Here is a 19323-nt window from a genome sequence, read left to right as displayed (position 1 = left end):
CCGTCTACGTGCGAACGGCGTTCGACAGCCCGTGGAGCATCCCGCAAAAGAGGGACCAACACCGCGCCCGGCCATAGTCCAGGCTTATGAGTTTGCGGCCCAGCGCGCTGGCGGCATCGCCCGCCTTGTCGCTTTTTTGCTGAGGACAGAGCGGGCGCGGATCTGATCCGGCGCCAACCAAGCCGGCGGCCAGCGCCGCTCCCTGCGGCTGTGTCGCCTGCATCCTGCCCGGCGGTCTCGTGCGCCCATGCTGCGCAGCGTTTTGCAAATCCTCCCTGATGGTGGCTGCGGCAAAAGCCCGCCGGTTCACCGCGGTTGCGGGCGTTCAGCCTGCGGCGCAGTGGTGCCCGGTGGGCGGCGAGGGCTGCTTGCCGCATATTTCGCGTGACAATGACTAAATCGTACATTAATGGGGATCTGGTCAGTTAGGTGGCCGTTAGCGCCGCCAGCGCGGAGGAGGGCTTGGCGCAGGAAGTTGGCGCGTTTCAGCAAACGATGAGAACGCTCTGTCCAAGCGGCCCGATCGCCACGGGCACGCCAATGGGCGTCGCATTCGTCGAAAGCCATGGGTTTGCATTCGGGCGTGGCTGCCGGGTGGGAATCCTGGCGTTTGCGGTGATCCACGACGCCAACTTCGCACAGGCCTGACGCCACAACGGCGCAGTTTAAAACCGGCGGAAAAGGCCGGGATTTCAAGGGAGAGGTTTGATGACCAAATATCTGTTGTGGTCGGCGGCGGCATGCGCCCTGGCAAGCAGCCCATCGCTGGCCCAGGCGCAAGACGCCGGCGCGGCAACCACGCCAGAAGCACCGCAGACCGGGATCGGCGATATCGTGGTGACGGCACAGCGGCGCTCGGAAAACCTGCAGCGCGTGGCCGTGGCGGTTTCGGCAGTCAATGCCGCGTCGCTGGTCAATGCTGGCGTCAGCCAGCCGCAAGATCTTTCCAAACTGGTGCCGGCGCTCAAGCTGGCGGCGTCGGGCGGGGCCGGTACGCAAGTGACGGTGCGCGGCGTGGGCAACTTTGCCGGCAATGCCTATGCCGAACCGGCCGTGGCGGTAAACCTCGATGGGGTTTACATCGCTCGCTCGGCTGGCGCCGACGGCTTGTTTTACGATCTTGACCGCGTTGAAGTGCTCAAGGGGCCGCAGGGCACGCTCTATGGCCGCAATGCAACCGCAGGGGCCCTCAACATCATCGCGCACAAGCCCGACGATGCCTATGAAGCCAGCGGCAACGTGACAGTGGGCAACTACAATCTGTGGCGCGGCGAACTGGCGCTCAATGCGCCGCTCGGTGGCGGTTCGGCGTTCCGCGTGGCCGGGCAGATCACCCGCCGTGATGGCTATTTCTCCGACGGCTATAACGACGATCGCAGCGAAGCGGTGCGCGCTCAGTTGAAACTCGTCGCCAGCGACCGCTTTCACGTCCTGATCGCCAGCGACTATGCGCACCAGGGTGGCAAGGGACCGGGCGCCGTGTTTTCGCCGTTCTTGTCTTCCAATGCCTATGCCGGGCCCACGGCCGATGGCAGCAATGCACTGCTGCGCAATGTCTCGCTTGGCATCACGGGTGGACAAAATCCCAATCTGCTGCCGGCATTTACCGACAAGGGCTATGTCAATGCCAACAACGTGGGCGTTTCGGCGACGGCCGAATATGCGTTCAACAATGCCACGCTGACGGTTATTCCGGCCTATCGGGACAGCAGCAACGATTATCTTCAGTACAACCCCGGCTTTCCGTTGCAGGTTTCGGAAAATGCCAAGACCACCTCACTCGAAGCGCGGCTGGCCTCGTCCAACAAGACGGCGCGGCTCCAGTGGTTGCTGGGTGGCTTCTTCTATAACGAAGACTTGCATTTCAACCTGTTTGCCAACCAGGGGGTATCGTTCAGCTATACCAATCCGCTGCTCAACACCCGCAGCTATGCCGCCTTCGGCCAGTTGACCTTTGCCCTGGCAGATGGCCTGCGCCTGACGGGCGGCCTGCGCTACACGCACGAGCACAAGACGCAGGCGGGCAACCACGGTTCGCCGCTGGGGGCTGGGCAATCCACTTCCACCTGCGCGCCCTATGATGCCACGACGGGCGCCTGCTATGCCGCGCTTAGCGGTGACCTGACTGCCAACCGCGTAACCTGGAAAGGTGGTGTCGAATACGACGCCGGCCCGCAGTCGCTACTTTATGCCAATGTCGGAACCGGCTTCAAGGCTGGCGGGTTCTTCGGCTCGCAGCCGCCCAACACCTACAAGCCCGAAACGCTTACGGCCTATACGATCGGCAGCAAGAACCGCTTCTTTGGCAACACGCTCCAGGTCAACGCCGAATTGTTCTATTGGGATTACCGCAACAAGCAGGTGACGCACCTTGGCCCGATCCAGCCGGCCGGCTTCGACCTCATCACCGAAAATGCCGGCAAGGCCGAAATCTATGGCTCGGAAGTGGAAATAACCTGGCAGCCCGCGCCGAGCGACACGCTGAGCGCAGACGTGCAGTACCTGCATTCCCGCTACAAGGAATTCACCTATACCCAAAGCACCGCCAATGGCCCGGCGCAGACGAGCTGCCCCACGACGGCCATTGCCGGGCAAGCGGCGGTTCAGGTCAATTGTGCGGGACGCACCGTGCCGCTTTCGCCCACGTGGACGGTGAACTTGTCCTATCGCCATACGTTTGATTTGGCGGGTGGATCGCGCATCGATGCGCAGGTCGGCACGCGGATCGAAAGCGGGTACTGGCTGGGCGAGGAGTATGTTTCTGGGCAATACCAGGACGCCACGACCGTTTCGAACGCCACGCTCACCTGGCACGCCGCGGGAGACCGCTTCTCGGTTTCGGGCTTTGTCGACAACATCGAAGACCGCGTGATCAAGTCGATGTCGTTCGTTCATCCCGTGCTCGGTCTGCCGGTGGTTGGCCTGCGTCCGCCCCGCACTTTTGGCGCCCGTCTCGGCTTCAACTTCTGAACCCGCGCCGGTTGGTTCTTTGCTTCTCTGCAGGCCATGGTCACCACGGGGGTGCTCATGGCCTGCAGCATCATGCCGTGGCCTGTCGCTAACCGCTGGCGCGCCGGCCGCGTTTCGGGCAATCCTTGCGGCGTGACCAGCCCGACGGACCTTGCCCCCACCGCGCTGCTGCGGCGCTTGCTCGTTTCGCAGGTACAGGCGGTGTTCCACGATCGGGCGAGGGGGCAAAGTCCGGTCGTGCGATCGGACAATGCATTGTTCGCGCGCGATTCGGTGATCTGGCGCGTGCACGGCGATGTGACCACGATGATGATCGGCGGCGTCGCGGCGCTGCTGTTGCAGATGTTGCACCCCGCCGCTCTGGCCGGGGTGTGGGACCACAGCACGTTCCGCAACGACATGCCCGGCCGGTTGCGGCGTACCGCGCGGTTCATTGCCGTGACGACTTATGCCGATCGTGCCCTGGCGGATGCTGCGATCGACAAAGTGAAAGCCGTCCATGCGCATGTGCAAGGCACTTTGCCCGATGGCACGCCCTATCGCGCCAGCGATCCGCGCTTGCTGGCCTGGGTTCACGTGTGCGAGGCACTATGCTTTCTCGACGCCTGGATCGCCTATGGCGAACCGGGCATGACGCGCGCCGACCAGGATACCTATATCAGGCAGGCAGGCCTGGTTGCGCGTCGGCTGGACGCCGATCCGGTCCCGGAAACCCGCGCCGAGGCGGAGGCACTGATGGCGGCATTCCGCCCCGAACTGCGCGCCGACCAGCGCACGCGCGAGGTCGCCCGCATGGTGTTGTCGCAACCCGCGCCCTCGCTGGCCGCCGCGCCGGCACAGCATGTGCTGTTTCAGGCGGCGGTCGATCTCATGCCGCCCTGGGCCAAGGCCTTGCACCAGCGGCACGTGATGCTGCCCGCCTTGCCGATCGTGCGCGGCGGCGCCTTTGCCATGGCGCGCACGCTGCAATGGGCGTTCGCGCCCGCACGCCAGCGGGCAGCGGGCGGGGGATCGTCAGACTGAGCGAGCGCAGCACCCAGGCGGCGCGGCGGCGCGGTTACCTGGCCGGCGACTTGCCATTGCGCCGGGGCAGAGTGCTGGCTATGCCCTTGCCGCCCGGTGCGCAATCGCCGGGCGCAAGATCGCGCCGGTGCCCGAGAGGGCTCAATCGGGAACGCGGTGCGGGGCCTGGTGCTCCAAATCCGTGGCTGTCCCTGCAACTGTAAGCGGCGAGCGCGATGCATACCGCTTTCCCGGTATCGGCGGGAAAGCAGCCACTGGGCCGGACGCCAAGACGGGCGAGGCCTGGGAAGGCATGCATCAAGCCCTGACCCGCAAGCCAGGAAACCGGCCGGCGCAGGTCGCTCGTTCCTCCGTCCGGGGGATGGCCTTGGCCCAGGGGATGGCCGCGGCACGGTTCATTCCGTCAGAGCGACGCCATCGCGGCCGGGCGCGGCTGCGCGGGCGCCATGCGTGGCGTGCGCGCGCAACAAGCGTGTCCGGTCCAGTCGCAACCCTGGCCGGAGTGTCTGTTCGTGCCTGCATCATCCCGTTTTTCCGCGTCGCCGCTGCGGCGGCGCATCACCGTGCTTATCGCCTGCCTGGTCCTTGCCAATGGGCTTGCCTGGGTCTGGGCGCTGGGCCTGTTCCACGCCCAACCGCTGATGCTCGGCACCGCGCTGCTCGCCTGGGGCCTTGGCTTGCGCCATGCGGTCGATGCCGATCACATCGCCGCGATCGACAATGTCACGCGCAAGCTCATGCAACAGGGGCAGCGGCCCGTCGCCGTGGGCCTGTGGTTTGCGCTGGGCCATGCCGCGATCATCGCGCTCGCTTCGGTGGCGGTGGCGCTCACCGCCACGGCGCTCGCCCGGTTTGGTGCCTGGCGCGAGGTGGGCGGGGTGATCGCCACCACGGTTTCGGCGCTGTTCCTGTTTGCCATCGCGGCGATGAACCTGGTCATCCTGCGGTCGGTGTGGCGCACCTTTGCCCATGTGCGGGCAGGGGGCACCTATGTGGAGGAAGACCTCGACCTGCTGCTTTCGGGCCGGGGGCTGCTTTCGCGCCTGTTTCGGCCGATGTTCCGCCTGGTCACGCGCTCGTGGCATATGGCGCCGCTAGGCTTCCTGTTCGGCCTGGGGTTCGACACCGCCACCGAAGTGGCGCTGCTCGGCCTTTCGGCCAGCCAGGCGGCGAGCGGGCTGGCGCTGGGCACCGTGCTGGTGCTGCCCGCGCTGTTTGCGGCGGGGATGGCGCTGGTCGATACGATCGATGGCGTGGTCATGCTCGGCGCCTATGAGTGGGCCTTCGTCAAACCCATCCGCAAGCTCTATTACAATATCACCATCACGCTGGTTTCCGCGCTGGTGGCGATCGTGATCGGCGGGATCGAGGCGGCCGCGCTGATCGGGCAGAAGCTGGGGCTGGGCAGTGCGCCCTTTCGCCTGGCCGCCGATCTGGCCGGCAATTTCAATGGCCTGGGCTTTGCCATCATCGGCCTGTTCGCGCTGTGCTGGCTGGCCAGCCTGGCGATCTATCGCTGGCAGCGGCTGGACGAGATCGAGGTGGCAGAACCATCCTGATGCCAAGGACAGTTGGCTTGGCTTCCGAACTGGGCTAGATGCAGTGACGAAGGACGGGCCTGGCCCGTCGTTCGCGAAGATCGCGTCGGTGCCCCGAGAGGGGCTTAATCGGGAATGCGGTGCGGGGCTTTGCCCCAAGTCCGCAGCTGTCCCTGCAACTGTAAGTGGCGAGCGCGATGCACTTTGTCTCCGGTTTTGGCCGGGGGCGGCCACTGGGCACCAAGTGCCTGGGAAGGCGTGCATCAAGCCCTGACCCACGAGCCAGGAGACCTGCCGGCGCACTGGTCGCTCTTGCCTTGATCCAGGGGATGGTCCGGGCACGGTAACACTTCCGTCTGGGCGACGAAGACTTGTGCGGCTGGGGCTGCACGGGCTTGCGTTGTGGCGGGCGCCTTCGTGCGCCGGCCCGCCGCCGCGCGCCCGGCCGGATCGTTCCGGTGAAGCCCTGCCTTTGTCCGTCGCTGGCGCGCGGAAGGGTTTTGTGCATGCCGGATTTGGCAAAAGTGCCCGTCACCATCGTGACCGGCTTTCTGGGCGCGGGAAAGACCACGCTGATCAGCCACTTGATCCGCAACGCCGGCGGGCGCCGGCTGGCGGTGGTGGTCAACGAATTCGGCACGCTGGGCGTGGATGGAGACATCCTCCAATCCTGCGCCATTCCCGATTGCCCGGCCGAAAACATCGTGGAACTGGCCAATGGCTGCATCTGCTGCACCGTGGCCGACGATTTCATCCCCACGGTAGAGCGCCTGCTCGCGCTCGATCCCCGGCCCGATCACATCCTGATCGAGACTTCCGGCCTGGCGCTGCCCAAGCCGCTGCTCAAGGCGTTCGACTGGCCCGCGATCCGCAGCCGCATCACCGTCGATGGCGTGCTGGCCTTGGCCGATGCAGAGGCCGTGGCCGCCGGCCGCTTCGCCCCCGATCTGGTGGCGCTTGAGGCGCAACGCGCCGCCGATCCGGGCGTGACCCACGAAACACCGCTGGCTGAAGTGTTCGAGGACCAGCTTGCCTGTGCCGACATGGTGCTGCTGACCAAGGGCGATCTGGCCGGGCCGGACGGGCTCGCGCAGGCCCGCGCGGTGATCGCGCAGACCGCGCCGCGCCCCATGCCGGTGATCGACCTGGCCGAAGGTGCCGCCGATCCGCGCGTGATCCTGGGCCTGAACGCGGCGGCGGAAGACGATATCGCCGCGCGCCCGTCTCACCACGATGGCGCGGACGATCACGAGCACGACGATTTCGCCAGCACCGTGGTGGCACTGGACGAAATCGCCGATCCGGCAGACCTTGCCACGCGCATCGCGCGCCTGGCGGCAGACCACGGCGTGCTGCGGGTGAAAGGCCATGTCGCGGTGGCGGGCAAGCCGATGCGCCTGCTGGTTCAGGCGGTGGGCGCGCGCGTGCGCCATCACTATGACCGACCCTGGCGCGCGGGCGAGCCGCGCAGCGGGCAACTGGTGGCGATTGCCGAGCGGGAGCGGCTGGAGCCGGAAGCGATCCGGGCGGCGCTGCTGGCCTGAGGGCAGGCGCGATGCACGTCCTCTTTCGCGAGAGCCACGGCCTGGAAGAAACCGCCGTGCCGCAAGACCTGGGGCAGGCCCCGGCAGACCTGGTCGTGCTGTCTTTCTCTGACAGCGACCTGGCTGCCTGTGCCGCCGCCTGGCACTTGGCGCGCGCGCGCGATCCGGCGTTTCCCACGCTGCGCCTGGCCAATCTGGCCGCGCTGGAACATCCGCTTTCGGTCGATACTTATGTGGAGCGCACGCTCGCCGGCGCGCGCGGCATTCTCATCCGGCTGATCGGCGGGGTGGCGTGGTGGCGCTATGGCCTGGGCCAGGTGGCGCAGCTGGCGCGCGAACGCGGCATCGCGCTGGCGGTCTTGCCGGCAGACGGGCGCGCCGATGCTCAGCTCGATGCCGCGTCCACGCTGGGCGAGGCACCTTTGCGCGAACTGGCGCGGCAGTGCGACGCGGGCGGCGCGCAAGGCATGGCTGCCGCGCTCGCCCTGCTGGCGCAAGAGGCCGGGCTGGGCCGTGGGGCCTCTGCTGCGATCGCGGAACCGCCGCTGCCGATGGCTGGGGGCTGGCACCCGCAGGGCGGCCTTTGCGATCCGCTGGCCTGGCAGGCCGATCCGGCCCAGCCGCTGGCGCTGGTGGTGTTCTATCGCTCCACCCTGGCGGCGCAGGATTGCGCGCCGATCGCCGCGCTGATCGCGGCCCTCGCGGCACACGGCATCGGCGCCCTGGGGCTTTACGTCACGTCGTTGAAAGAACCGCAATCGCGCGCCTTGGTCGAAGCCGCGCTGGACCGGCTCAGGCCCGCCGCCATCGTCAACGCCACGGCCTTTTCCGCGCGGGACGAGGCCGGGCACAGCCCGCTCGATGGCGCCGGCGCCCCGGTGTTCCAGGTGGCGCTGGCCACCGGCACGCGTGAGGGCTGGGCCGCCTCTGCGCGCGGCCTGGCGCCGGCAGACCTCGCCATGCATGTCGTCCTGCCCGAAATCGACGGGCGCGTGTTTGCCGGGGTGGCCAGTTTCAAGCAGGCCGTGGCGCAGGATGCCGCGCTGGGCTTTGCCCGCCAGGTTCATGCGCCCGATGCCGCGCGCATCGTCGCCATTGCCGGGCGCGTGGCGGCGTGGATCGCGCTGGCGCAGCGCCCGGCGGCAGAGCGCCAGGTTGCCTTGGTGCTTTCCATCTATCCGGGCAAGGCCCATGCCATGGCCCACGCGGTGGGCCTCGATGCGCAGGCCTCTACAGCCGCCGTTCTCGATGATCTGGCGGGTGCCGGCTATGCCATGGCGCCTGCGGGCGATCTGGCGGCGCGGCTGGCGGGGGAAACCCTGGCATGGCCGCTGGCCGCCTATGGCGCCGCTCTGGCAGAGCTGGCGCCCGCCTTGCAGCAAGACCTGGCGCAAAGCTGGGGCGCGGCCGAGGCGGACCCGGCGGTGCGCGACGGCGCATTCCACTTTGCCGCCTTGCGCGCCGGCCATGCCCTGATCGCGCTGCAACCCGAACGCGGCGACGTGGCTGGGCGGGACGAGAGCTATCACGATCTCACCCGCTGCCCGCGCCATGGCTATGTGGCGTTCTATCTCTGGCTGCGGGCGCAAGGGATGGACGCGCTGGTGCATATGGGCGCGCATGGCACGCTGGAATGGCTGCCGGGCAAGGCGGTGGCGCTGGGCGAACAATGCTGGCCCCAGGCGCTGATCGGCGATCTCCCGGTGATCTATCCGTTCATCGTCAACGATCCGGGCGAAGCGGCGCAGGCGCGGCGGCGCATCGGAGCGGTCACGCTGGGCCACATGCCGCCCCCGCCGGTGCGGGTGGCAAGCGGCGCGGGCCTGGCGCGGGTGGAGGCACTGCTCGATGAATTTTCCGGGGCCGTGGGCCTCGATCCCGCGCGGCGGGATCGGCTGATCGGCGCGATCCGGGCAGAGGCGCAAGGCCTGGGCCTGGAAACCGAACTGGGCCTTGCCCCCGATGCCAGCCCGGCCGAGGCGATCGCCCGGATCGACCGCTTCGTGTGCGACGTGAAAGACAGCCAATATGGCGATGGCCTGCACGTGTTCGGGCGCGGCAGCCAGGGCGCGGCAGAGCGCGCTGGCCTGCTGGCCGCGCTGGCCGGGCGGCGCGTGGCGGCGGGGCCGGCGGGTTCGCCCTGGCGCGGGCGGGCCGATGTCTTGCCCACCGGGCGCAATCTCTATGCCGTCGATCCGCGCAGCCTGCCCACCCGCGCCGCCCATGCGCAGGGGGTGGCCATGGCGCAGGAACTGGTGCGCCGCCATTTGCAGGACCACGGCGATTATCCGCGCGCGCTGGTGGTGAACCTGTGGGGATCGGCCACGATGCGCACGGGTGGCGAAGACTTTGCCATGGCGCTGCACCTGCTGGGCGCGGCGCCGATCTGGGACGGCACCAGCGAGCGGGTGACCGGCGTGGAAATCTTGGCCTTGGCCACGCTCGACCATCCGCGCCTGGACGTGACACTGCGGGTTTCGGGCCTGTTTCGCGATGCCTTTCCCATGCTGCCCGTGCTGTTTGGCCAGGCGGTGCAGGCGCTGTGTGGGCGTGATGAGCCGCCCGAGTGGAACCCTTTCGCCGGCCAGGCGCCCGCGCCGCGCGTCTATGGCCCGGCGCCGGGCCGCTATGGCCTCGGGCTGGGTGAAGCGGCCGAAACCTATGACGCGGCCAGCCGCCGTGCCGCTGGCGAAGCCTGGCTGGCTGCCTCTTCCCACGCGCTCGATGCAGCGGGAGAGGATGCCGCCGGCCTGCGCGCCCGCGTGGCGGCGGCCGATGCCTTTGTCCATGCGCAGGATCTGCCCGAAACCGACCTGTTGCTGAGCATGGACTATGCCGCGCACGAGGCCGGCTTTGCCGCCGCGCAAGCCGTAGCGGGCGGAAAGGCCGCGCTCTATCATCTCGACCATCGCGATCCCGCCCGGCCCGTGGCGCGCACCCTGAACGAAGAGATCGCCCGCGTGGTGCGCGCCCGCGCGGCGCAGCCGGGGTGGATTGCCGGCATGATGCGCCACGGCTTTCGCGGCGGGGCAGAACTGGCCGCCACGCTCGATCACCTGGGCGCCTTTGCCCATCTGGCGCCCGGCAGCGTGCCCGCGCACCTGATCGACCTCTATTACCAGGCCACGCTGGGCACGCCCGAAGTGCGCGCGTTTCTGAAACGCGACAATCCCGGTGCGCTGGCGGCGATGCAGCAGCGCTTTGCTGCGCTACATGCGGCGGGCCTGTGGCCCACGCGGCGCAATGCCATCCTGGCGGAGCTTTTGGCATGAGCGGCTTTCGCATCGCCGGCTGGTGCCCCGATGCCTGGCGCCCGATGGCGGCGGGCGATGGCCTGTTGCTGCGCGTAAAGCCGCGCCTGGCCCGGCTTTCGCGAGAACATGCTTTGGCGCTGGCCGGGCTGGCCACGCGCCATGGCAATGGCCTGATCGACATGTCGCGCCGCGCCAACCTGCAACTGCGCGGGCTGGACGAAGCCGGCTGGCAGGCCGCGCTGCACGATTTGCTGGCCTTGGGACTGGTAGACGCCGATCCGGTGGCGGAGCGCCGCGCCAATGTGCTGGTCGCCCCCGATTGGATCATGGGCGACGATACCGCGCGCGTGGCGGCGGAATTGCTGGCGCGCCTGCCCGAACTGCCCGCGTTGCCGGGCAAGGTGGGTTTCGTGATCGACGCGGGCGCCGCGCCCATGCTGCTGGGCGAACCGGGCGATTTCCGGGTGGAGCGGGGTGCGGGCGGTGGCCTGATCCTGCGCGCCGCCGGGCGCGCCACGGGCGTGGCACTGGTGCCGGGCCGGGAAGCCGATGGCCTGATCGCGCTGGCCCGCTGGTTTGCGAACAGCGGCTTTGCAGGGCGCATGGCTCGCCACGCCGCGCCGCTGCCCGCCTGGGCCACGGGCCAGGAAACCCCGGCCGCGTCCGCTGCGCCGCTGCGCCCCGGTCCCGGTGCGCTGGGCATGGCCCATGGCGCGCCATTCGGCCGGGTGGATGCCGCCGCGCTTGTCGCTGCGCTCGATGTGCCCGGTGCGCAGGCCCTACGCCTGACCCCGTGGCGCGTCATGGTGGTGGAGGGTGCCGGTGCCGGGACGGTCCCCGGCCTGATCGCCGATCCGACCGATCCGGTCTTGCAGGTGGAGGCCTGCCCCGGCGCGCCGGCTTGCCCGCAGGCCCATGTGCCCACGCGCGATCTTGCCCTGGCGTTGGCGCCGCTGGTGCGCGGCACACTCCACGTTTCTGGCTGCGCCAAGGGCTGCGCGTCCAGCCGCCCTGCCGCCCATGTCCTGACCGGCCGCGCCGATGGCCGGTTCGATCTGGCGCGTGATGCCCTGGCCGGCACGGGAACCCCGCTTTGCACCCAAGAGGTGCTCGCCCATTTCGAAAGGCTGACCGATGCCGCACAGCTATGAAACCGATGGCGCGGCGATCTATCGCCAGTCCTTCGCCACGATCCGGGCAGAGGCCGATCTGGCGCGCTTCGCCGCGCGTGAAGAGCCGGTGGCGGTGCGCATGATCCACGCTGCTGGCATGGTGGACCTGGCCCGGCAGATCCGCTTTTCGGCTGGCTTTGTCGATGCCGCGCGCGCCGCGCTGCGCGCCGGGGCACCGATCCTGTGCGATGCACGTATGGTCTCCGAAGGGATCACCCGCACGCGCCTGCCGGCCGGCAACGCCGTGGTCTGCACGCTGCACGATGCGGGCGTGCCTGCGCTGGCGCGGGCCATGGGCAACACCCGCTCCGCCGCCGCGCTGGAATTGTGGCGACCGCATCTGGCCGGCAGCGTGGTGGCCATCGGCAACGCGCCCACCGCGCTGTTCCACTTGCTCAACATGCTGGAAGATCCGTCCTGCCCGCGCCCGGCGGCGATCATCGGTTGCCCGGTGGGCTTTGTCGGCGCGGCTGAATCCAAGGCTGCGTTGTGGGAGTGGCAGGGCGTGCCCTGCTGCGTGGTGGATGGGCGCCTGGGTGGTAGCGCGATCACCGTGGCGGCGATCAACGCCCTGGCGAGCGACGCGGAATGAGCGCGGCTCCCAACGTTATTGCCGGCACGATCCACGGTGTCGGCCTTGGCCCCGGCGCGCCCGATCTGCTCAGCGTGCGGGCAGACCGGCTGGTGCGCACCACGCGCCACATCGCCTATTTCCGCAAGGCCGGGCGGCCGGGGCAGGCGCGGCGCATCGCCGCCGATCTGCTGCGCGATGATGCGGTGGAAATCCCGATGGAATATCCCGTCACCACCGAAATCCCGGTCAGCGATCCGCGCTACAACGCCTGCCTTGCCGCGTTCTATGCCCAGTGCACCACGCGCCTGGCCGCACTGGCCCGGGCCGGCGAAGACGTGGTCGTGCTCTGCGAGGGTGATCCCTTTTTCTACGGCTCTTTCATGCACCTGCACAGCCGTCTGGCGGGCCAGGTGCCGGTTCAGGTGGTGCCCGGCATCACCGGCATGGCCGGCGCCTGGAATGCCACCGGCCTGCCGATCACCTGGGGTGACGATGTGTTGACCGTGGCCATGGCCACGCTGCCCGAAGACGAACTCACCCGCCGCATCCGCGATACCGATGCGCTGGTGGTGATGAAGATCGGCCGCAACCTGCCCAAGCTGCGCCGCGCCGTGGCCGCTGCCGGGCGCGAGGGTGCGGCCTGGCTGGTGGAATATGCCGCCATGCCCGCCCAGCGGGTGACGCCACTGATGGAGGCGAGCGAAGTCACGCCCTATTTCTCCATTCTGCTGATCCACGGCCAGGGGCGCCGGCCATGACCGGAACGCTTGCCATCGTCGGCCTTGGGCCGGGCGACGAAGCCATGGTCACGCCGCAAGTGCGCGCCGCGCTCGATGCTGCTACCGATGTTATCGGCTATATTCCCTATGTCGCCCGCGTGGCGCCGCGCCCCGGCCTCACGCTGCACCCGTCGGACAACCGGGTGGAGCGCGAACGCGCCGCCCATGCGCTCGATCTGGCGGCGCAGGGCCGGCAGGTAGTGGTGGTTTCCTCGGGCGATCCCGGCGTCTTCGCCATGGCCGCCGCCGTGTTCGAAGTGGTGGAAGAAGGCGCGCCCCGCTGGGCCGATGTGCCGGTCAGCGTGCTGCCGGGCATCACCGCGATGCTGGCCGCTGCCGCGCGCGCCGGGGCGCCGCTGGGCCACGATTTCTGCGCGATCAACCTGTCGGACAATCTCAAGCCCTGGGCGGTGATCGAGCGGCGGCTGCGTCTGGCGGCAGAGGCGGATTTCGCCATGGCGTTCTACAATCCCCGCTCGCGCGCGCGGCCCGAGGGGTTCGCCCGCGCGCTGGCCGTGCTGCGCGAATGCTGCGGCCCGGCGCGCCTGGTCCTGTTCGCCCGCGCCGTCTCCACGCCCGAGGAGCACTTGCGCATCGTTACGTTGGCGCAGGCGCAGCCCGACATGGCCGACATGCGCACCGTGGTGATCGTGGGATCGAGCCAGACGCGCATGATCCACCGGGCCACTGGCCCGGTGCTTTACACCCCGCGCAGCCTTGATGGGGCCGCGGCATGAGCGATCCAGTCCAGCACCGCTTGCGGATCGTGCACCTCGTGGCGCGGGGGCAGGTCTGGCCGGTCGATCATGATCACCGGCAGGCCCAGCGCGCGCGCGGCGATCAGCTTGGCCTGCGCGCCGCTGCCGCCCGCGTTCTTGCACACTATCAGGTCTATGGCATGGCGTTGCAGCAGGGCCATATCGCCCTCCACGGTGAAGGGCCCGCGATCGACCACCAGCGCGTGATCGGGCAGGGGCGGCGGCGCATCGGGCGTGTCGACAAAGCGCAGCACATAGTGGTGCTGCCCCTGCGCGGCAAAGGCTGCCACATGCATCCGCCCCAGCGCCAGCAGCACGCGCCGCGCCGGCCCGGCCAGGGCATCCACCGCGCCGGCCACATCGGCCACGCGGGTCCAGGCGTCGCCCGGCTGCGTCTGCCAGGCCGGGCGGGTGAGGGCGATCAGCGGCACGCCAGCGGCCTGCGCGGCCGCCATGGCATGGGCGCTCATCTGCGCGGCAAAGGGATGGGTCGCGTCCACCAGATGCGTCACGCCGTATTCGCGCAGATAGGCGGCCAGCCCCTCCACCCCGCCAAACCCGCCGATGCGCACCCGCACCGGCTGCGCGCGCGGGGCCTGGGTGCGCCCGGCATAACTGAGCGTGGCGGCCAGACCCTGCGCGGCCAGCAACTGCGCCAACGCGCTCGCCTCGGTCGTGCCGCCCAGAATCAGGATCTCTGGCATGTCTGAACCGGCTCCCTGGTTGAGCATCATCGGCATGGGCGAGGATGGCCGTGATGGCCTTTCCGCCGCTGCCCGCGCGGCCTTGGCCGGGCAGAGGTGGTGATCGGCCCGCCCCGCCATCTCGCCCTGGCTGGCCCGCTTACGGCGCGGGTCATCGAATGGCCAGTGCCATTTGCCGACGGAATCGAACGGCTTCTGGCCTTGCGCGGGCGGCGTGTGGCTATGCTGGCATCGGGGGATCCGTTCTGGTTCGGCGCAGGCAGCAGTGTGGCAGCGCATCTCTTGCCCCACGAATGGGTGGCCCATCCCGCGCCCGGTACGTTTGCCCTGGCGGCGGCGCGGCTGGGCTGGGCCTTGCAGGATTGCGCGTGCCTGGGCCTGCACGCCGCGCCGCTCTCACGCCTGCGCCCGTATCTTGCGCCCGGCGCCTGCGCGCTTGTGCTGCTGCGCGATGGCGCCGCCGTGGCTGATCTCGCCGCCTATCTCGTCGCCACCGGGTTTGGCGAAGCCCAGCTTCATGTGCTGGAGGCGCTCGGCGGCCCGCGCGAACGGGTGCGGCAGGTGCGCGCCGATGGCTTTGCGCTGGCAGACGTGGCCCATCCCGTGGCGGTGGGCCTGGCCGTGGCGGGAGACGGGCTGGCCATGCCGGTCACCGCCGGCCGCCCCGATGCCCTGTTCGCCGCCGATGGCCAGATCACCAAGGCGCCCGTGCGCGCATTGACGCTGGCGGCGCTGGCCCCGCGCGCGGGGGAGCTGTTGTGGGACATCGGCGCGGGTTCCGGCTCCATCGGCATCGAATGGCTGCTGGCCCACCCGGCCAACCGGGCAGTGGCGGTGGAGGCCGATCCCTTGCGTGCCGACCGCGCGCGCGCCAATGCCACGGCGCTGGGGGTGGATCGCCTGCGCGTGATCACCGGCCGCGCGCCGGTCTGCCTGCCCGATGGGCCGCCGCCCGATGCCGTGTTCATCGGTGGCGGGCTGAACCCGGCGCTGCTCGATGCGCTGTGGGCGTGCCTGCCCAAGGGCACGCGTGTGGTGGCCAACGCCGTCACGCTGGAATCCGAAGCATTGCTGGCGCAGTGGCACGCGCAAGCCGGTGGCAGCCTGCTGCGCATCGAACTGGCCGATGCCACCGCGCTGGGCAGCCGGCGCGGGTGGAAAGCACGCTATCCGCTGGTGCAGTGGAGCGCGGTGCGATGATCGGCCATGGGATTGTTGCCGGCTTCGGCTTTCGCGGCGCTGCCACGCCCGCCGCATTGCGCGCCGCCCTGGCCTTGGCGCAACAGGGGCATCCGCCCGTCACCCATCTGGCCACGGCGGCAGACAAGGCCGCCGCGCTGGCCCCTCTGGCCCAGGCGCTCGGCCTGCCGCTGCTGCCGATCGCGCCCGAACAGCTGGCCCATTGCGCCACGCCCACGCAATCGCCCGCCAGCCTGCACGCGCGCGGCATCGGCAGCCTTGCCGAAGCGGCCGCGCTGGCTGGCGCTGGCCCCCATGCCCGCCTGCTGAGCGCGCGCCATATTTCGCCCGATCGCCTGGCCACTTGCGCCCTTGCCGAAAGCACAGAACGATGACCGTCCATTTCATCGGCGCCGGTCCCGGCGCGCCCGATCTGCTCACCCTGCGCGGGCGGGATCGCATCGCGGCCTGCCCAGTGTGCCTCTATGCCGGCTCGCTGGTGCCGGCCGCCGTGCTCGATCACTGCCCGCCCGGCGCGCACATCATCAACACCGCGCCGCTTTCGCTTGACCAGATCATGGCCGAAATCGCCGCCGCCCATGCCGCCGGGCACGATGTGGCGCGGCTGCATTCGGGCGATCTTTCGGTGTGGTCGGCCATGGGGGAGCAGTTGCGCGCGCTGCGGGCCTTGCGCATTCCTTTCACCATCACCCCCGGCGTGCCGGCCTTTGCCGCCGCCGCTGCCGCGCTGGAAGCGGAACTGACGCTGCCCGCGCTGGGCCAATCGCTCGTGCTCACCCGCACGCCCGGCCGCGCCAGCGCCATGCCACCGCGTGAAAACCTGGCGGCCTTTGCCCAGACCGGGGCGACGCTGGCCATTCACCTCTCGATCCACAATCTGGGGCAAGTGGTGGCCGATCTGCTGCCCGAATATGGCGCCGATTGCCCGGTGGCGGTGGTCTGGCGCGCGAGCTGGCCCGAGGAGCGCGTGGTGCGCGCCACGCTGGCCAGCGTGGAAGCGGCGGTGGCCGGCAGCATGGAGCGCACCGCGCTGATCCTGGTGGGCCGCGTGCTGGACGCCAGCGATTTTGCGCCCAGCAGCCTCTATGCCCCCGATTATGAGCGGCGCTTCCGCCCGCAACAGGCAGAGGCATGACAGTGCCGGGCCTGATGATCGCGGCGCCCAGTTCGGGCGCGGGCAAGACCACGCTCACGCTCGGCCTGCTGCGCGCGCTGGTGCAGCAGGGGCTGGTGGTGCAGCCGTTCAAGAACGGGCCTGACTATATCGACCCGGCGTTTCACCGCGCCGCTGCCGGCCGTGCTTCGTTCAACCTCGATAGCTGGGCCATGGCGCCCGGCCTGATCGATGCGCTGGCGGGCCAGGCGCAGGGGGCAGACCTCGCCCTGGCGGAAGCCTCGATGGGCCTGTTCGATGGCGTTGCGCAGCCGGGCGCCACCGGCAACGGTGCCAGTGCCGATGTGGCGCGGCGCATGGGCTGGCCGGTGATCCTGGTGCTCGATGCCTCGGGCCAGGCGCAATCGGCGGCGGCGACGGCGCTGGGCTTTGCCCGCTTCGATCCCGCCTTGCGCGTGGCGGGGGTGATTTTCAACAAAGTGGCCAGCCCGCGCCACGAAAGCCTGCTGCGCGCCGGCATGGCGCAAGTGGGTCTGCCGGTGCTGGGCGCCCTGCCGCGCCGCACAGACCTTGCCTTGCCGGAGCGGCACCTGGGCCTGGTGCAGGCACAGGAACACGCCGATCTCGACAGCGCGCTGGACAAGCTGGCGGCGTTCGTGCGCGATCATGTGGACCTTGCCGCGCTGATCGCGGCGGCATCCGGGCAGGCGGCCCAGCCATCGGCGGCCCACCTGCCACCCCCGCCGGCGCAGCGCCTGGCCGTGGCGCGCGATGCGGCGTTCTCGTTCCTTTATCCGCACCTGCTGCATGGCTGGCAGGCGGCGGGCGCGCAGATCCTGCCGTTCTCGCCCCTGGCCGATGAAGCGCCCGCGCCCGATGCGGACATGGTGTGGCTGCCGGGCGGATACCCCGAACTGCACGCCGGGCGCATCGCTGCGGCAGGGCGCTTCCTCGCCGGGCTGCGCCATCATGCGCAGACGCGGCCCGTGCATGGCGAGTGTGGCGGATACATGGTGCTGGGGCAAAGTTTGGTGGACAAGGCCGGCACGCGCCACGCCATGGCCGGGCTGCTCGGCCTGGAAACCAGCCATGCCGTGCGGCGCCTGCACCTGGGCTATCGCGCGGCGCGGCTGCTGGCGCCGGTGGGGGCGATGGCGGCGGGCACCGCCTTGCGCGGGCACGAATTCCATTATTGCAGCATCCTGGCCCAGCCGGACGAGGCGCTGGCGAGTGTGGCCGATGCCACCGGCGCTGCCGTGCCCGAAGGCGGATCGCGGCGGGGCCGCGTGACCGGTACGTTCTTCCACATGATCGCGGGGCAGGCATGATCCACCTCGATCTGATTGGCATCGGCACGGGCAATCCCGATCACCTGACGCTGGCTGCCGTGCAGGCGATGAACGCAGCCGATGTGATCCTTCTGCCCGATAAAGGCGCGGACAAGGCCGGGTTGATCGACGTGCGGCGCACGATCTGCGCGGCGGTGCTCACCCGCGCGGTGCCACAGGTGGAATTTGCCATGCCGGTGCGCGATGGCGCGGGCGATTATGCCGGTGCGGTCAACGCCTGGCACCACGCAATTGCCGGGGTGTGGCAGGCCGCCCTGGCGCAGGCCCTGCCGCAGGGCGGGCGGGCGGCCTTGCTCGTTTGGGGCGATCCCGCGCTTTATGACAGCAGCTTGCGCATTGCCGCACATTTGGCGGGCCAAGGCTTGCCGCTGTCGATCCACGTGGTGCCGGGCATCACCAGCGTGCAGGCGCTCACCGCCGCCCATGCCATTCCGCTCAACCCCCTGGCCGGGCCGGTGACCATCACCACCGGCCGCCTGCTGCGCGCGCATGGCTGGCCGCCGGGGGCGCTGCATGTGGTGGTCATGCTCGATGCCGGTGGCGCGTTTCGGGCGCTCGATCCGGCGGGCATTGCCATCTGGTGGGGCGCCTATCTGGGCATGGCGCAACAGGCGCTGGAGCATGGCCCCCTGGCCCAGGCCGCCCCGCGCATTCTGGCCCGCCGTGCCGCGCTGCGCGCGCAGCACGGCTGGATCATGGACATCTATCTGCTGAAAAAGGACAAGGGCGATGCAAGCTGCTGATCACGAGGCGCGCCACACCGAAAAGATGCGCAAGAAGCAGGCCGCGCAAGGCAAGATCATGGCCACAAAGACCCGCGAACAGGGCCTGCTGATCGTGCACACCGGCAAGGGCAAGGGCAAGACCAGCGCCGCCATGGGCATGGTGCTGCGCGCGGTGGGCCACGGCATGCGGGTGGGCGTGGTGCAGTTCGTCAAAGGCGCGATGACCACCGGGGAAAGGCGCGTGTTCGATGTCTTTCCCGATCACGTCGATTTCAAGGCCATGGGCGAAGGCTTCACCTGGAATACGCAAGACCGCGCGCGCGACGTGGCGGCCGCTCGCGCCGCGTGGGAGGAAGTGGCGCGCATGATCGCCGATCCGGCCTATGCCATGGTGCTGGCAGACGAGCTGAACATCGTGCTGCGCTACGATTACCTGCCGCTCGACGAAGTGCTGGCCGTGCTCGCCGCGCGCCCGGCGATGAAGCACGTGATCGTCACCGGCCGCAACGCGCCCTATGCGCTGGTGGAGGCGGCCGATCTCGTCACCGAAATGGCCCAGGTGAAGCACCCCTTCCGCTCTGGCGTGAAAGCGCAAGCAGGCATCGAATTCTGATCCCCC

General features: G+C 69.5%; 16 protein-coding genes, 1 pseudogene and 2 riboswitches. Of the genes and pseudogenes, 16 read left to right on the top strand and 1 reads right to left on the bottom strand.

Annotated features, from left to right (window positions below; translation table 11 throughout):
* The first annotated feature begins 462 nt into the window (after window positions 1-462).
* The 10 genes from R9J51_RS18685 (at window position 463) to cobJ (ending at window position 13591) form a co-directional block, all read left to right on the top strand.
* The gene (locus tag R9J51_RS18685) at window positions 463-648 is read left to right on the top strand and encodes a hypothetical protein (protein WP_179505364.1); all 186 of its coding nucleotides are present in this window, start codon (window positions 463-465) and stop codon (window positions 646-648) included.
* Window positions 649-708: 60 nt separating this feature from the next.
* A complete protein-coding gene (locus R9J51_RS18680) occupies window positions 709-2970 on the top strand; it encodes a TonB-dependent receptor domain-containing protein (RefSeq protein ID WP_179505363.1) in 2262 nt (753 codons plus the stop codon).
* 72 nt (window positions 2971-3042) lie between these two features.
* Entirely contained in the window at window positions 3043-3993 is a 951-nt protein-coding gene (locus R9J51_RS18675) for an oxygenase MpaB family protein (protein ID WP_179506558.1), read from the top strand.
* Between the two features lie 108 nt (window positions 3994-4101).
* A riboswitch (cobalamin riboswitch) is annotated at window positions 4102-4340 on the top strand.
* Between the two features lie 165 nt (window positions 4341-4505).
* A complete protein-coding gene (locus R9J51_RS18670) occupies window positions 4506-5552 on the top strand; it encodes a HoxN/HupN/NixA family nickel/cobalt transporter (protein ID WP_432787667.1) in 1047 nt (348 codons plus the stop codon).
* Between the two features lie 69 nt (window positions 5553-5621).
* A riboswitch (cobalamin riboswitch) is annotated at window positions 5622-5844 on the top strand.
* Between the two features lie 193 nt (window positions 5845-6037).
* Window positions 6038-7075: a cobalamin biosynthesis protein CobW gene (gene cobW / locus R9J51_RS18665; protein WP_179505361.1), complete on the top strand. Its 1038-nt coding sequence runs from the start codon at window positions 6038-6040 to the stop codon at window positions 7073-7075.
* 11 nt (window positions 7076-7086) lie between these two features.
* The gene (gene cobN / locus R9J51_RS18660) at window positions 7087-10347 is read left to right on the top strand and encodes a cobaltochelatase subunit CobN (protein WP_179505360.1); all 3261 of its coding nucleotides are present in this window, start codon (window positions 7087-7089) and stop codon (window positions 10345-10347) included.
* Window positions 10344-11480, top strand: coding sequence for a cobalamin biosynthesis protein CobG (locus R9J51_RS18655; protein ID WP_179505359.1), 1137 nt, complete (start codon window positions 10344-10346; stop codon window positions 11478-11480). The genes cobN and R9J51_RS18655 overlap by 4 nt, the downstream gene beginning before the upstream one ends.
* A complete protein-coding gene (locus tag R9J51_RS18650) occupies window positions 11464-12093 on the top strand; it encodes a precorrin-8X methylmutase (protein WP_179505358.1) in 630 nt (209 codons plus the stop codon). Before R9J51_RS18655 ends, R9J51_RS18650 begins: the two co-directional genes overlap by 17 nt.
* On the top strand, window positions 12090-12833 hold the full coding sequence (gene cobI, locus R9J51_RS18645; RefSeq protein WP_179505357.1) for a precorrin-2 C(20)-methyltransferase: 744 nt from the start codon (window positions 12090-12092) through the stop codon (window positions 12831-12833). The genes R9J51_RS18650 and cobI overlap by 4 nt, the downstream gene beginning before the upstream one ends.
* The gene (gene cobJ, locus R9J51_RS18640) at window positions 12830-13591 is read left to right on the top strand and encodes a precorrin-3B C(17)-methyltransferase (RefSeq protein WP_179505356.1); all 762 of its coding nucleotides are present in this window, start codon (window positions 12830-12832) and stop codon (window positions 13589-13591) included. Before cobI ends, cobJ begins: the two co-directional genes overlap by 4 nt.
* Here cobJ and R9J51_RS18635 read toward each other — a convergent pair.
* Window positions 13555-14316: a cobalt-precorrin-6A reductase gene (locus R9J51_RS18635; protein ID WP_179505355.1), complete on the bottom strand. Its 762-nt coding sequence runs from the start codon at window positions 14314-14316 to the stop codon at window positions 13555-13557. The genes cobJ and R9J51_RS18635 overlap by 37 nt on opposite strands.
* Here R9J51_RS18635 and cbiE point away from each other — a divergent pair.
* The 6 genes and pseudogenes from cbiE to cobO all read left to right on the top strand — a co-directional run bounded on the left by cbiE (window position 14315) and on the right by cobO (window position 19317).
* Window positions 14315-15516: pseudogene (gene cbiE / locus R9J51_RS18630) on the top strand (precorrin-6y C5,15-methyltransferase (decarboxylating) subunit CbiE). The gene R9J51_RS18635 and the pseudogene cbiE sit on opposite strands and share 2 nt — an antisense overlap.
* Window positions 15513-15890, top strand: coding sequence for a cobalamin biosynthesis protein (locus R9J51_RS18625; protein WP_179505353.1), 378 nt, complete (start codon window positions 15513-15515; stop codon window positions 15888-15890). The pseudogene cbiE and the gene R9J51_RS18625 overlap by 4 nt, the downstream one beginning before the upstream one ends.
* Window positions 15887-16651: a precorrin-4 C(11)-methyltransferase gene (gene cobM, locus R9J51_RS18620; protein WP_179505352.1), complete on the top strand. Its 765-nt coding sequence runs from the start codon at window positions 15887-15889 to the stop codon at window positions 16649-16651. Before R9J51_RS18625 ends, cobM begins: the two co-directional genes overlap by 4 nt.
* Window positions 16648-17958: a cobyrinate a,c-diamide synthase gene (locus R9J51_RS18615; RefSeq protein ID WP_179505351.1), complete on the top strand. Its 1311-nt coding sequence runs from the start codon at window positions 16648-16650 to the stop codon at window positions 17956-17958. Before cobM ends, R9J51_RS18615 begins: the two co-directional genes overlap by 4 nt.
* Window positions 17955-18722, top strand: coding sequence for a precorrin-6A synthase (deacetylating) (gene cobF / locus R9J51_RS18610; protein ID WP_179505350.1), 768 nt, complete (start codon window positions 17955-17957; stop codon window positions 18720-18722). Before R9J51_RS18615 ends, cobF begins: the two co-directional genes overlap by 4 nt.
* Window positions 18709-19317 carry a cob(I)yrinic acid a,c-diamide adenosyltransferase gene (gene cobO / locus R9J51_RS18605; RefSeq protein WP_179505349.1) on the top strand — a complete coding sequence of 203 codons (609 nt, stop codon included), beginning with the start codon at window positions 18709-18711 and terminating at the stop codon, window positions 19315-19317. The genes cobF and cobO overlap by 14 nt, the downstream gene beginning before the upstream one ends.
* The last annotated feature ends 6 nt before the right edge of the window (window positions 19318-19323 follow it).

The sequence above is a fragment of the Novosphingobium rhizosphaerae genome (genome assembly GCF_050920675.1).
GTDB classification, from domain to species: Bacteria; Pseudomonadota; Alphaproteobacteria; order Sphingomonadales; family Sphingomonadaceae; genus Novosphingobium; species Novosphingobium rhizosphaerae.
The sequence above is the reverse complement of the archived record's forward strand: the minus strand, read 5'-3'. Positions and strand labels throughout refer to the sequence as shown.

What these genes read in the sequence shown, in the direction of transcription:
- R9J51_RS18680 (WP_179505363.1), top strand. Translation starts at nt 709, where the DNA reads ATGACCAAATATCTGTTGTGGTCGGCGGCGGCATGCGCCCTGGCAAGC.
- R9J51_RS18675 (WP_179506558.1), top strand. Translation starts at nt 3,043, where the DNA reads ATGCCGTGGCCTGTCGCTAACCGCTGGCGCGCCGGCCGCGTTTCGGGC.
- cobW (WP_179505361.1), top strand. Translation starts at nt 6,038, where the DNA reads ATGCCGGATTTGGCAAAAGTGCCCGTCACCATCGTGACCGGCTTTCTG.
- cobN (WP_179505360.1), top strand. Translation starts at nt 7,087, where the DNA reads ATGCACGTCCTCTTTCGCGAGAGCCACGGCCTGGAAGAAACCGCCGTG.
- R9J51_RS18655 (WP_179505359.1), top strand. Translation starts at nt 10,344, where the DNA reads ATGAGCGGCTTTCGCATCGCCGGCTGGTGCCCCGATGCCTGGCGCCCG.
- R9J51_RS18650 (WP_179505358.1), top strand. Translation starts at nt 11,464, where the DNA reads ATGCCGCACAGCTATGAAACCGATGGCGCGGCGATCTATCGCCAGTCC.
- cobI (WP_179505357.1), top strand. Translation starts at nt 12,090, where the DNA reads ATGAGCGCGGCTCCCAACGTTATTGCCGGCACGATCCACGGTGTCGGC.
- cobJ (WP_179505356.1), top strand. Translation starts at nt 12,830, where the DNA reads ATGACCGGAACGCTTGCCATCGTCGGCCTTGGGCCGGGCGACGAAGCC.
- R9J51_RS18635 (WP_179505355.1), bottom strand. Translation starts at nt 14,316, where the DNA reads ATGCCAGAGATCCTGATTCTGGGCGGCACGACCGAGGCGAGCGCGTTG.
- R9J51_RS18625 (WP_179505353.1), top strand. Translation starts at nt 15,513, where the DNA reads ATGATCGGCCATGGGATTGTTGCCGGCTTCGGCTTTCGCGGCGCTGCC.
- cobM (WP_179505352.1), top strand. Translation starts at nt 15,887, where the DNA reads ATGACCGTCCATTTCATCGGCGCCGGTCCCGGCGCGCCCGATCTGCTC.
- R9J51_RS18615 (WP_179505351.1), top strand. Translation starts at nt 16,648, where the DNA reads ATGACAGTGCCGGGCCTGATGATCGCGGCGCCCAGTTCGGGCGCGGGC.
- cobF (WP_179505350.1), top strand. Translation starts at nt 17,955, where the DNA reads ATGATCCACCTCGATCTGATTGGCATCGGCACGGGCAATCCCGATCAC.
- cobO (WP_179505349.1), top strand. Translation starts at nt 18,709, where the DNA reads ATGCAAGCTGCTGATCACGAGGCGCGCCACACCGAAAAGATGCGCAAG.